Raw genomic sequence first — 12,499 nt, 5'->3', positions numbered from 1 at the left:
CTTCAGAGGTAGTAGACACGGTTTTCGATGCTGCCACGGGTGCGTCCGTAGAGATTGGCCAGGTGGAAAAGCCACATTCCCGTGGTGTTTCTTCGGATTTTCCTCGGGATCAAGGGATTTCGGAAGACGACGTAGGCAATCGTGTCAGCCAGCGCAATGGGCGATCGGCGAGGCATTCCGTGGTTGCGGAAACTCGCGTAGAGCTTGGCATCGGCACGTCCGCCCGCCACGTTCTGTCGCCAGTGTTCGAGGTACGAGTCACGCAGGCGGTAAGCGGTCACGGCGTCGGTGGCCTGTCCGAGAGTGAAGCCCCGCAATTGAAGTCGAACGCAGAACTCGAAGTCTTCACCGGAACCGGTGAATTCCTCGTCCCATCCACCGAGCTCGTCGATGAGGGACCGCGGCGCGGCAAAACTGCAGCCTGCAGTGACAGGGAGAAATCCGGGGATGCTCGGCAATGTGCCGCTTGTCGGAAGTGGGCGCCAGGAGGCGACGGCAGCAGAGTTGATCGACGCCGTTTCGAGTGTGCCGCCCACCGCGTCGAAGCGTGTGCACGCGTCGACCATTGCGCTGAGCCAGCCGGGGTGGACGCGGTCGTCGGCGTCCGCGAATGCGATCAGCTCACCTTTGGACTGTGCCACACCGACATTGCGGGCGTGCGCCGCTCCAGGCTTGTCGCTGCTGTCGATCAGCCGCAGAGCGAGGGCTGTCGCGTGGGGATGGTCTTCCAGGTGCCGAGAAAGACCGTCGGTCGAGCCGTTGTCGCTGACGATCACCTCGAAGCGGCCCGCGTAATCCTGTGCGGCCAGAGCGTCCAGCTGTTCGTCGATCAGTTCGACGGCGTTGTACGCGGGTATGACAACCGACACCAAGTCCGGGAGTGGGCTGGGCATCTGACCTCCGAATAGTGGGGACCCGAGCAGGTAGAACCCGAGCGCGCCTCCACTCTATTCGGTTGCCGCGAACTTCTGGGCTGTCAGAAAAGATGGCCGCTCAGAGAAGCTCGTCCGCCTTGTCGAGTAGGGCGGCGCGTTTCTGGTGGCGTTTTACAGCCAGGACGGCAGCTGTGAGCCCGATGAGCGCACCTACTCCAACGCCGGCCCAGGTCGCGATTCCCTCGCCCGGCCGAGCCATCAGTTGTGCGACGACGCCGATCAGTGCGATCAAGTAGACGGACCCGGCAACGAGGACTCGGGGGTCGAGACCCTTCATGCTCGCGTAGACATCGACATCGTGGGCCTGTGCGTACCGCAGCACCACCATCGAACAGGCAAACCACCCGATGATCAGTCCGAATGAAATCCACGCGCCGGTTCGCCCGGCAACCCACGGAAGAATCGCCGCTGCAATCAAGGCGATCCAGTAGGCCAGCTGGAACCCGACCGCTGAGGCTTCGTTCCACACGTCGCGTTGGCGCTCGTCCTTGTAGAAGTCGTCGTCCAGATCGCCGACGAACCGCAGTGCCTTCATCATCGTGCTCATACTGTCTCCTCGGCATGTTCCGGTAGCGGGAAGAGTGTTTCGACGGTGGTCCCCAGCGCTTCGGCCAGGCGTATTGCCAGGTAGACGCTGGGTGCGTAGTCGCCGCGTTCGATGGAGACAATGCTCTGCCGACTCACCTGCCCAGCTGTGGCCAGCTGCGCCTGGGTGAGCCCAACGAGGCGTCGGTGCTCACGCACTCGGTTGTCTCCCGCTCTTTCGACCATAGAAAAAGTAAAGGACACTTGTCATTCAATGTCAAGTAGACTTGTCACAATTGGCGGCGCTACACCTCGATCGGCGGATGCAGTCTGTCCATCGTCCACTGTCGGTTGCGCCGGGCGGCAAGTGAACTGGCGGTCAGCGATGCGATCAGCACCCCGCTGAGCACCGCTATGGACACCCAGAGCCTCGAGTCGATTCCGCCTACCGTGAGCTGGCGTAAACCGTTGACGGCGTAGGTCATCGGGTCGAACGGGTGAATGATCTGGAAGGGTTTGGCCGTGGTTTCCACGGGATAGATTCCGCCGGCCGAGACCAGTTGCAACATGAGGAACGCCAGGGTGACAACGCGTCCGACGGACACGCCGAATATCGCGTTGAAGGCTTGGATCAGTGCCATGTAGGTGGCCGTGATGAGTATGAGGAATCCGATGGTGCCCGCGATATGCGTGGCATGCAGTCCCACCCCGAAGTGCACCACCACGTACATGACGATCACCTGGCAGACGCCGATCAGCAGTGCCGGCCAATACGACGCCAACACAACGCGCAGTGCTCCCAGTCCGTTGGCGATCGGTCGATTCTGCAGTGGTTTGAGCAGCATCCACGTGATGATGCCGCCCACGAACAGTGCAAGGGGCAGGAAGAACGGGGCGAAACCGGTGCCGAAGGTGGCGGCTCGGTTCTTGTAGGTTTCCTGCAGTTCGACCGGGCTGGAGAGCGTTTGCGCTGCCGCGGTGCGCTGCTCGTCGGTCCAACTCGGCACCTGCCCGGACCCTTCGGTGAGCTTGGTGGCGAGTTCGGACGCGCCGGCCTGCAACTTCGGGGTTCCCTCGGCGAGTTGAGCGGCGCCGGAGGAGAGTTCGATGCTGCCGTCTGTGAGCTGAACGAGACCGCTGCTCAAGCTCTGGGCTCCGGCATTGACCTGCTGGCCGCCGTCGCGTAGCTGCACGAGTCCGCTGCGCAGTTCGCCGCCGCCACCAACCGCCGCGCTCAGGCCGGCGCGGAAGGTGCTCGACGGATCGCCGAGTTGATAGGCGAGTTGCTGTGCGCCGCTTTTGAGCTCGGCCAGTTGCCCCATCGTGGATTCGCCGAAGCCTTGGGTGCGGAGCAGGTCCTGGGCGGGTACCAATGCGTTGGCGATCTGTTGGGAAACCGGATCGGGATTCAGGCGCAGTGCCGCGACGGCTTGGCTGACCAACTGTGTTGCCTGAGCTTGTGTGTCGCCCAGGGCATTGAGGGTGTCGACAACCTGGGTGACACCACCGCTGAGTTCTGTTGCGCCGTTGCCCAGTTGACCGGCACCCACATCGAGTTGCCCCAATCCGTCGGTGAGCGCCAGGATTCCACCGGTTGCGGTGTCGATTCCCGTCGAGAGTTGCGCAGTACCGTCGGCAAGGGTGGCGGCGCCGTCGCGGGCAGTCACCATGTTGTCCGCCAAGGTCTTCGAGCCGCTGGCAAGTTGGGCTGCGCCGTCGTTTGCGGTTGTCATGCCGGCGGAGAGTTGTTGCGCTCCGTCAGCGGCCTGTTTCAGCCCGGCGCCCGCGTCGGTGAGTCCCAGCAGCACGGTCTCGACGGATTGTGCGCCGATCGTGGCGCCCACCTGGTTGAGGATCTGCTGGGCGGCGTTTTGGCCGATGATCGTGGCCAGGTAGTTGTTCACGTCGTTGAAGGCGAACTGCAACTGGGCTTTATGTGGATTGTCTGATGTGGGCGACGCGACAGCTTCACTGAAATTCTCGGGCAACGTCAGCGAGAAGTAGTATGTACCGTCCGAAACGCCCTGCGCTGCTTCGGCGGGGGAGACGAGGTGCAGGTCCAGTTCGCCGGAGTCGAGTAGGGCTTGGCTCACCTGGTCACCCGCGTTGAGTTCTTTCCCTTGAACCATGGCGCCACGATCGATGTTGACCAGCGCGACCGGAACTTTGTTGACTTCGCCGAACGGATTCCAGAACGCCCACAAGTACATTGCGCCGTACAGCAGTGGCATGAGGATGATGGTGACGAGTGCGATTCGGGGCATGACTCCCCGGGAGAACCGCTTGAGTTCGGTTCCGAGTGACATTCCTGCAAGCATCGCCGCTACCTCGCGCCTTCTTGATCGGGATAGGTGACATCGTCGCGCAGAGTGAGCACGTCGACCGGTGACCCTTCGGGCAGCGGATTCACCGTGGAGCAGATGACGGTCTGATATCGCCCCAGGTCGGCGAGTCGCTCCACCAGGTAGGCGCGCTCGTCATCGCGTCGTACCTGTTCGAGGTCGTCGATGACAAGCACCGCGGTCTTCTTCGTGTTCGCGACGGCGATCCGCAGCAAGGTGGCTTCGAGTTCACCGAGATCGCTGACGTACTGACCGAGGCGCGGTAGTGGGTGATCGCCGAACACCGGCCCGCAGACGGCGGCGAGTTGCTCGTCACCGGCGCGGCCGATCAATTTGTACCATGGTGCGTCCCAACGGATCTGCTCCGTGACGAGGTCGCGAACGGTGACTGACTGCGCCAGTTCGTCGATGTCCTCGAAACCGGCGATGGAACAGATGTCGAAGATGTCGCGTGGGCGGGTACGTCCGAATACGCTCAGCGATCCGGAACTGGGCTTCAATCGCCCGCTCAGTGCCAGGAGAAGTGAGGTGCGTCCGGATCCGGCCGAGCCTTCGATGACGGTGACGCCGCCGGCTCCGATGTCGAGGTCGACTGGGCCGAATACCGGGCCCCACGGGCCGTCGAGGCGCAACCCGCGCGCTGTTACTGCTGTCTCGCGTGTGTACTCGGGCTGAGATTCGTACGCCTCGTGCAGAGCGGCCACGGCGATCACCTTTTCGGGTTGGAGTCGGCAGTGCTGTTTCAGCCAACCACAGACAACCCGAACCGGTGCGCCAAGTGTGCGGCCGATCGTGAAGAGAGCTGAAACGGGTCCGGCCGCTGAGGGAAAACCCTCAGCGGCCGGACCCGTCAGTCGATCAGAATGCAGCTTCGTCGATCTCCATGATGTCGTTCTCCGTGTTGGCGATGATCTCGCGCGACGCGGTGAGCTCGGGCAGTACGTTCTTGGCGAAGAAGGACGCGATGGCGACCTTGCCCTCGTAGAACGCCTTGTCCTTGTCGGAAGCGCCGTTGTCCAGCGCTGCGATAGCGATCTCCGACTGGCGCAGCAGCTGCCAGCCGATGATCAGGTCGCCGACAGCCATCAGGAAGCGCACCGAGCCGAGGCCGACCTTGTACAGCTCGGAAGGCTGCTCCTGGGCGCCCATGAGGAACCCGGTGAGGGTTGCCGCCATGGTCTGGACGTCTTCGAGTGCGGTAGCGAGCAGTGCGCGCTCCGCCTTGAGACGACCGTTGCCAGCTTCGCTGTCGATGAACGTCTTGATCTGTCCGGCAATGTGAGCGAGGGCGACACCACGGTCACGAGCGATCTTGCGGAAGAAGAAGTCCTGCGCCTGGATGGCGGTAGTTCCTTCGTACAGCGAGTCGATCTTGGAGTCGCGGATGTACTGCTCGATCGGGTAGTCCTGCAGGAATCCCGAGCCGCCGAGGGTCTGGAGGCTGTCTGTCAGGTACTGGTACGCGCGCTCGGAGCCGACGCCCTTGACGATGGGGAGCATGAGGTCGTTGACGCGGAACGCGGTGTCCTTGTCGGCGCCCGAGACGTGCTTGGCGACGATCTCGTCCTGGTGGGCCGCGGTGTAGAGGTACACCGCACGCAGGCCTTCGGCGTATGCCTTCTGCATCGCGAGGCTACGACGCACGTCGGGGTGGTGCGTGATGGTGACGCGGGGTGCGGCCTTGTTGGTCATCTGGGTGAGATCGGCACCCTGGACGCGCTGCTTTGCGTAGTCGAGGGCGTTGAGGTAGCCGGTGGAGAGGGTGGAGATAGCCTTGGTGCCCACCATCATTCGAGCGTGCTCGATGACGTCGAACATCTGCGCGATGCCGTTGTGAACCTCGCCGACCAGCCAGCCCTGTGCGGGGACGCCGTGGCCACCGAAGGTGAGCTCACACGTGGTGGATGCCTTGAGGCCCATCTTGTGCTCGACGTTGGTGACGAAGACGCCGTTGCGGTCGCCGAGTTCGTTGGTCTCGAAGTTGAAGTGCGTCTTCGGGACGAAGAACAGGCTCAGACCCTTGGTGCCGGGGCCGGCACCTTCGGGGCGAGCGAGGACGAGGTGGAAGATGTTCTCGAACAGATCATCCGAGGTTGCGGACGTGATGAAGCGCTTGACACCTTCGATGTGCCAGGAGCCGTCGTCCTGCTTGATCGCCTTGGTGCGGCCGGCGCCGACGTCGGAGCCGGCGTCGGGCTCGGTGAGGACCATGGTGGCCCCCCATCCGCGTTCGACAGCAGTGGCTGCCCAGCTCTTCTGCTCTTCGGTGCCGTTGTTGAACAGCACGTCGGCGAAGGAGGGTCCGGCCTGGTACATGAATGCGGCCGGCTGCGCGCCGAGGAGCATTTCGGCGATCGCCCACACGACCGTGCGGGGGACGGGTACGCCGCCTACTTCCTCACTCAGTCCCATGCGGAACCACTCGGCGTCCCACATGGTGCGGAAGGACTTCTTGAAGGACTCGGGAAGCGTCGCCTCGTGGGTCTCCGGGTCGAAGACAGGCGGGTTACGGTCGGCCTCGGCGAAGGACTCGGCGAGCGGTCCCTCGGCCAGTCGTGCGACCTCGGCCAGCATGCTGCGGACGGTGTCGGCATCGAGATCGCCCCAAGCGCCTTCGCTCAGTGGCTTTTCCAGTCCGAGTACCTCGAAGAGGTTGAACTCGAGGTCCCGAACGTTGCTCTTGTAATGGCCCATGTCTGCTTCTCCCAGTGAGGTGGTGCGGTCCAGCACTCCTAGTACCGCCCGAAGTTTATTACTCGTCGGTAACTTAATACATGTTACTAGTCGTTCTTTGAACTGCCAACAACAAATTTCCTGCCGATGACAAGAGCGTCGATCGCGATTCCCGTTTCGGTGTGTCTGTGTGGGTTTCCGGCGATCTCAAAACTGAGCTGGTTTCCGAATTCTTCCATCAAATCCTCTGGTGTGTAGAGGATTTCGGGATTCTGTGGTCCGCCGATGCCGTAATCGACATTGCTTCGGTCGTGACCCAAAATCATGAGGATTCCGTCAGGTTTCAGAGAATTTATGGCACGGTTCACAACCATCGTGCGCTGTGGTGCCGGCAGATGGAGGTACAGAACGAGCGCAAGATCGTAGTTGTGGCCGTAATCGACCGTGGTGACGTCACCGCAGCGGTAGTCCAGTCGATCGACCACGGAGCGCGGGGATCGGGAGGCGATCGTGCGGGCCTTGTCGATTGCGACGGCCGAGTAGTCGATGCCGGTCACTTCCCAGCCTCGTGTTGCCAGCCACAACGCGTTGCGGCCCTCGCCGCAGGCCAGGTCCAATGCCTGGCCGTGGGGGAGGGCCGTCGCGTATTCCACCAGAAGCTCGTTCGGGGGAGTGCCCCAGACGAGTTCCGATCGTTCGTACTTCTTGTCCCAGTCGGCCGCGTCCATAAGTGACGACGGTAGTGGCACTCAGTTCTTGTGCAGTGCGGCCCACGTCGGGACGGCGATCGACAGGAATCCCAAGGCGGCAGTGACGGCAACTATCGATCCGTAGACCACCGGCGAGACGGTGGGTACCGGCGTGCCGGAGACGGCCATCGCGATTCCCATCAGCGGAGGTACGGCGATCAGTGTCCCGACCACGATGGCGATACCGACCACCATGACGGATTCGATTCGCATCATTGCGCGAACCTGATCAGTCCGAGCGCCCACCAGTTGCAGGAGTGAAAACTCGCGCGAGCGTTTGGCAGTGGCCGCGACCAAGGTGTTCACGACAGCGACAGCCAGATAACCGAGCAGAACCAGGACCGCGAGGATGCTCACCCAGGACTGCATGCGACGCTCGTCGGCGCCGGCGGCCCCGAACTGGTCCTGGTTCATTGCAGAGATAGAGGAGAAGGACTGCAGTGACTGCTGAACTTCGTTGATGCGTCCGGGTTCGGTGTGCACCAGAATTGTGTCGATCAGTGCGTCGGTGGAGTGCGTCCGCAGCGTGTCGACCGGCAGAGTGACGTCGCCGAAACCGAGTCCACGACCGTACGTCGCGACTACCAGCGGATGTATTACCGTTCCGTCGCCGAGATGGAGATCGACGCGACTGCCGACGCGGGCACCGAGGGCGAAGGCGCCGTCGCTGCTCACAGCAACGGTGTCGGCGGTCAGATCGGCCACATCTCCTTCCACGATGTCGAGGTCGAGAGTGGACGCGGCGTGGGCGGCGTCGATTCCTTGCGCGGAGATCGGGGTGACCGCCGCACCGGCCTCGTCCCCGCTCGTCACCGGCAGGACCTGACTGCGGACGACGGGGTTGGCGGCGCTCACCCCCGGAATTGCCCTGACGGAATCGAGGAGTGCGGGCGCGATGCCGGCCGGAGCGCCGACGATCAGATCTGCGGTCACTCCCTTGATCGACTGATCGGTTGCCTCCGCGGCGACGGTGGACTGGCTGAAGAACTGCACGCAGCCCAGGGCGATGGCCAGCGCCAGCGGCACGATGGCGGAGGAGAGCCGGCGCGAATGAGATTCGGCATTTGCGGCAGCCAGAACTCGCGACGCTCGGCTGCTACGACGCAGTGGCCCGCCGACGGCCCGGATGATGGCGCGCACCAGCAGTGGACCAAGCAAGGCGACGGAGAAGATCAGCAGCAGTGCGCTACTGCCCGCTCCGGCAGCTGCAGCCTCGCCGGGCAGGAACGCCGGTAGTACGGACGTAGTCAGACCGAGTACGCCGAGCACGACGCCGGTGACAATCCGCCCTCGACTCAATTCGGCTGGGCCGCGCTCGGATTCGCGCAGCGCCTCGGTAGGTTCGAGTTTTGCCGGGCGCCGGGCAGCCACCGCCGCTGCGCCCCGCGCCGTCAGAATGCAGATGACAAATGCGCCCACAGCGGGAATCGGGCTGTACACCAAGGCAAAATCGGGAGGGATGACGCCCGCACTCGCGAACTGCGCGCCCAGAACTTCCGCAAGCAGGAATCCGGGGATCAGCCCGAGCGCGGCTGCGGCGGTGGAGACGAGGAGCACCTCGCGTCCGATCATCGTGTGAATCTGGCGCGTGGTGGCCCCGATTGCCCGCAGCAGGGCAAACTCCCGACGGCGTGCGTTGATCGAGAGTGAGAGCGTGCTGGACACGACAAACATGGCGACCATCAAAGCGAGACCCGCAAACGATGCGCAGACCACGATCAACTGGGTTCGCGCAGCGCCGGCGTCGAGGAATTCGACGCCACCGCGCGAGGTGCCGGTCGAGACCTCAGCGCCGGTGTCGGCCAGCACCTCGCGGGCAAGAGCGGCCGCATTCACACCTGCGGGCGTGATCACACCGACCGCGGTGACCGAATTCCCGTGCGGCCACAACCGTTCAGCCTCCTGGTCGTTCAGGAAGACGAGTGCCGGACGGTCGGGTGATGCGTCCGAAGCCGAATCAGCTGTGCCGACAACGGTGTACTCGTCCTCGATCCCGCCGTGCGCCAGAGTGATTCGATCACCGACGGCAGCGCCGGTGGTGGCGACAACTTCGCTGTGATTCTGCGGTGCGCGTCCGCCGGTCAGTGAATATGGCACCAATTGCGCTGTGCGCCAAGGATGTGCGTCGAGTACGACGCCGTCGCCGGTGCTGACGGGGACGGAGATGTCGGGAATAACGGTGGCATCGAGTGCGTCGAGCTTGTGGACCACATCGCCGTCGAGCAGAACACGCTCGGCAAAGGGCTGATCGGCGTCTTCCTTGACCACCAGTGCCTGCGGCGCACTGATGACGGCGTCGGCTCCGGCGTAGAGGTGCGGCGAGACTCCGCCTCGCACTCCCGTTTCCAGCAGAATCCCCAACGCGCAGGTGAGGAGGGCAGCGCAGAACACGGATACGAAGACGGCGATGAAGCCGGAGCGATGTGCCCTCAGATGGGCAACGGTATGAGTTTTCACGGTCACCAGTCCCCGAGGTGCGTCATGCGCTCGGCTACCTGCGCCGGAGTGGGCCGGTCGAGGTGCCCGACCAGTTTTCCGTCGGCCAGAAACAGCACCCGGTCGGCATACGACGCGGCAACAGGATCGTGGGTGACCATGACAACGGTCTGATCGAACTCGGCAGCGGTATGGCGCAGAAGTTCCAATACCTGCTTCGCGCTGCGCGAGTCGAGCGCGCCGGTGGGTTCGTCGGCAAAAAGCGCGTCGGGTCGGGTGATGAGTGCTCGGGCGATGGCAACTCGTTGTTGTTGTCCGCCGGACAGTTCGGCAGGTGCACGATTGCGCAACGCGCCGAGTCCGACTGCCTCCAGAACGAAAGTCAGGTAGTTCTTGTCGGCGGTGCGTCCGGCGAGGAGTAGGGGGAGTGTGATGTTCTGTTGCACGGTCAGCGCGCCGAGCAGGTTGTACGCCTGGAAGACAAAACCGACATGGTCGCGTCGGAAGATGCTGCGGGCCTTCGGCTTCAGTCGTGAAATGTCGGTGCCGCCGAGCCAGGTCGATCCGCTGGTCGGGCTGTCGAGACCGGCAGCGCAGTGCAGGAAGGTGCTCTTGCCGGAACCGGACGGACCCATGACCGCGGTGAACGTGCTGCGGGGCAGGGTGAGGCTGACGTTGTCGAGAGCGGTGACGCCGCCGCCTTTGCCGTAGTCCTTGCTGACTCCCTCGAGCCGGACGGCGGGAGCGGTCACCGTCGGTGCCGGAGGATTGAGGACCGCGTGTCGATTCTTCATGAAATAGACGCTATGGAGATTCGGTGCGTCCCGACATCCTGCAGAGTCCCGAATAGATGGTGTAGCCAGCTGTAGTGGATCTGCGCGGTGAGTGCGGCATGCTGGGACGGTGAAGCAGAGGTTTCGGGCAGTGCGCTACGTACTTGTCGAGGGTTGCGCCGGCGTGGTGTCCCTGGCTTTGGTGATCGCGGGCATGGTCCTGCTCTCGTTGTCGGTGCTGATCGTGGGGTGGGTGCTGGTTCCGTCCTACGTGCGCGTGTTGCGATGGTGGGCGGATCTTGCCCGTGCTCGTTCGGCTCGCTACTCGGGTTCTGCTGTTCCCCATCACTATCCGCCCATGCCGGCCAACCCGGGAATCGGGGATCTCCGTCGGTTGCTCACCGACCGGTCGACGCGACGCGACGGCGGCTGGTTGGTTCTCCATGCAATGGGAGCACCCGTCGCCGCACTTCTCACCGTCGCGTTGCCACTGGGCGCCCTCAATACCTTTGCGGTTCCGTTCTATTGGCAGGCCATGCCCGCCGACGAGCCGGTGTCCAATCTTTATCCCGTGACGTCGTGGTGGGGCGCGGCCGGCATGCCCGTCGTCGGTGCCCTGTATTTGTTGTTGGCGTGGTGGCTGATTCCGGCGATGGCGCGGTGGCTCTCACTGTTGGCGTCGTCTCTGCTGGCGAAGGATGCCCGGGCAGATTTGTCGCGGCGGGTGAGCGAGTTGACCGCAAGTCGTGCGGCGGCGTTGGACGCACACTCGGCAGAACTCAAACGCATCGAGCGGGACTTGCACGACGGTGCCCAGAACCGTCTGGTGGCGGTGGTGATGATGCTCGGAATGGCCGAGCGGGCACTGTCGAACAATCCGGATCAGGCGCTTCCACAGGTGCACCGGGCGCAGGCAGCGGCAACGGAAGCACTGAGCGAGCTACGGGCGCTCGTTCACGACATCTACCCGCCGATTCTCGACGAACTCGGTCTGGACGGTGCGGTGTCCGCTCTTGCGGGACGTTCAACCGTGCCCTGTGTGCTCGAAATCGAGAACCTACGACGCGCTCCGGCCGCAGTGGAGGCCGCCGCCTACTTCGTGGTGGCCGAGGCACTGACCAATGTCGCCAAACACAGTGGCGCACACGCTGTCACCGTGCGAGCGTCCACGAAATCCGATCCTGAGACCATGACAATCGACGTTCTCGACAACGGGCACGGCGGCGCGAGCGAACGTTTCGGGGGCGGTCTCGCCGGGATCAGGCGTCGGGTCGAAGCATTCGAGGGAACTGTGGTCCTGGACAGTCCGGCCGGTGGGCCGACAACGATGAAGGTGGAACTGCCGTGCGGATTCTGATTGCCGAGGACGACGCGTTGCTGCGTGAGGGACTGGCGCTGCTGTTGCGCGGGGAGGGCTACGAGGTTGTTGCGGTGCCCGACGCGGACCAGTTCCTGTCGGTGTTCGAGGACATCGCTCCCGACGCCGGCGTCCTGGACGTGCGGATGCCGCCCACGTTCACCAACGAGGGTCTGCGGGCCGCGATAGAGGTTCGCAAGATACGGCCAGGCTTTCCCGTTCTGGTGCTTTCCGCGTACGTGGAGGATCGCTACGCCGGTGAGCTCCTCGCGGGCGGCGCTGGAGGTGTCGGATACCTCCTGAAGGAACGTGTCGGCAAGGTCGCCGAATTTGTCGACGCGCTCGAGCGGGTGATCGGCGGCGGAACTGTCATGGACCCCGAGGTGGTATCCCAACTGATGAGCCGTCGGCGCGCCGACGATCCCATTCGCGCACTCACTCCGCGGGAATCGGAAGTGCTCGGCTTAATGGCAGAAGGGTTGGGAAATCAGGAAATCGCGCAGAAACTGGTTGTGAGCGACACTGCTGTGAGCAAGCACATAGGAAATATCTTCGCGAAGCTCGGCCTGTCGACTTCCCAAAGCGGGCATCGTCGGGTTCTGGCTGTTCTAGCCCATTTGCGGGCTTGATCGAACATCTGGACGGCAGACGCGCGAGAAGCGTAATGTGAGCCAGCCTCATGTTGTTGTCGTAACCTAACGGTGACCTG

11 protein-coding genes are annotated in these 12,499 nt (G+C 63.4%); 2 read left to right on the top strand and 9 right to left on the bottom strand.

What is annotated here, in order from left to right:
• Positions 1–2 precede the first annotated feature (2 nt).
• The 9 genes from V2B23_RS17070 to V2B23_RS17030 form a co-directional block, all read right to left on the bottom strand.
• Positions 3–893, bottom strand: a complete 891-nt coding sequence (locus V2B23_RS17070; RefSeq protein ID WP_430951442.1) for a glycosyltransferase — start codon at positions 891–893, stop codon at positions 3–5.
• 100 nt (positions 894–993) lie between these two features.
• A complete protein-coding gene (locus tag V2B23_RS17065) occupies positions 994–1,482 on the bottom strand; it encodes a hypothetical protein (protein WP_430951441.1) in 489 nt (162 codons plus the stop codon).
• Positions 1,479–1,706: a helix-turn-helix transcriptional regulator gene (locus V2B23_RS17060; protein ID WP_430951440.1), complete on the bottom strand. Its 228-nt coding sequence runs from the start codon at positions 1,704–1,706 to the stop codon at positions 1,479–1,481. The genes V2B23_RS17065 and V2B23_RS17060 overlap by 4 nt, the downstream gene beginning before the upstream one ends.
• 59 nt (positions 1,707–1,765) lie before the next feature.
• Positions 1,766–3,778 (bottom strand): YhgE/Pip family protein, encoded by a 2,013-nt coding sequence (locus V2B23_RS17055; protein ID WP_430951439.1) that lies wholly within the window; start codon positions 3,776–3,778, stop codon positions 1,766–1,768.
• 5 nt (positions 3,779–3,783) lie between these two features.
• Positions 3,784–4,506: an ATP-binding cassette domain-containing protein gene (locus V2B23_RS17050; RefSeq protein ID WP_430951438.1), complete on the bottom strand. Its 723-nt coding sequence runs from the start codon at positions 4,504–4,506 to the stop codon at positions 3,784–3,786.
• Positions 4,507–4,660: 154 nt separating this feature from the next.
• Positions 4,661–6,496 (bottom strand): acyl-CoA dehydrogenase, encoded by a 1,836-nt coding sequence (locus V2B23_RS17045; protein ID WP_430951437.1) that lies wholly within the window; start codon positions 6,494–6,496, stop codon positions 4,661–4,663.
• An 86-nt stretch (positions 6,497–6,582) separates the two neighbouring features.
• Positions 6,583–7,203 carry a class I SAM-dependent methyltransferase gene (locus tag V2B23_RS17040; RefSeq protein WP_430951436.1) on the bottom strand — a complete coding sequence of 207 codons (621 nt, stop codon included), beginning with the start codon at positions 7,201–7,203 and terminating at the stop codon, positions 6,583–6,585.
• Positions 7,204–7,224: 21 nt separating this feature from the next.
• Entirely contained in the window at positions 7,225–9,681 is a 2,457-nt protein-coding gene (locus V2B23_RS17035) for an ABC transporter permease (RefSeq protein WP_430951435.1), read from the bottom strand.
• Positions 9,682–9,683: 2 nt separating this feature from the next.
• Complete coding sequence (locus tag V2B23_RS17030) at positions 9,684–10,454, bottom strand: ABC transporter ATP-binding protein (protein WP_430951434.1); 771 nt, start codon at positions 10,452–10,454, stop codon at positions 9,684–9,686.
• 109 nt (positions 10,455–10,563) lie between these two features.
• On the opposite strand from V2B23_RS17030, the gene V2B23_RS17025 reads away from it, so the two are divergent.
• Both V2B23_RS17025 and V2B23_RS17020 read left to right on the top strand, forming a co-directional pair.
• A complete protein-coding gene (locus V2B23_RS17025; RefSeq protein WP_430951433.1) occupies positions 10,564–11,790 on the top strand; it encodes a sensor histidine kinase in 1,227 nt (408 codons plus the stop codon).
• Positions 11,778–12,419 (top strand): response regulator, encoded by a 642-nt coding sequence (locus tag V2B23_RS17020; protein WP_430951432.1) that lies wholly within the window; start codon positions 11,778–11,780, stop codon positions 12,417–12,419. The genes V2B23_RS17025 and V2B23_RS17020 overlap by 13 nt, the downstream gene beginning before the upstream one ends.
• Positions 12,420–12,499: the final 80 nt, after the last annotated feature.

The organism is Rhodococcus sp. 24CO (assembly GCF_050586165.1).
In the GTDB taxonomy this organism is placed as follows: Bacteria; Actinomycetota; Actinomycetes; order Mycobacteriales; family Mycobacteriaceae; genus Rhodococcus_F.
The sequence above is the reverse complement of the archived record's forward strand: the minus strand, read 5'-3'. Positions and strand labels throughout refer to the sequence as shown.

Coding starts and splice junctions, on each gene's coding strand:
- V2B23_RS17060 (WP_430951440.1), bottom strand. CDS start 1,706: ATGGTCGAAAGAGCGGGAGACAACCGAGTGCGTGAGCACCGACGCCTC.
- V2B23_RS17040 (WP_430951436.1), bottom strand. CDS start 7,203: ATGGACGCGGCCGACTGGGACAAGAAGTACGAACGATCGGAACTCGTC.
- V2B23_RS17045 (WP_430951437.1), bottom strand. CDS start 6,496: ATGGGCCATTACAAGAGCAACGTTCGGGACCTCGAGTTCAACCTCTTC.
- V2B23_RS17030 (WP_430951434.1), bottom strand. CDS start 10,454: ATGAAGAATCGACACGCGGTCCTCAATCCTCCGGCACCGACGGTGACC.
- V2B23_RS17065 (WP_430951441.1), bottom strand. CDS start 1,482: ATGAGCACGATGATGAAGGCACTGCGGTTCGTCGGCGATCTGGACGAC.
- V2B23_RS17055 (WP_430951439.1), bottom strand. CDS start 3,778: ATGCTTGCAGGAATGTCACTCGGAACCGAACTCAAGCGGTTCTCCCGG.
- V2B23_RS17070 (WP_430951442.1), bottom strand. CDS start 893: ATGCCCAGCCCACTCCCGGACTTGGTGTCGGTTGTCATACCCGCGTAC.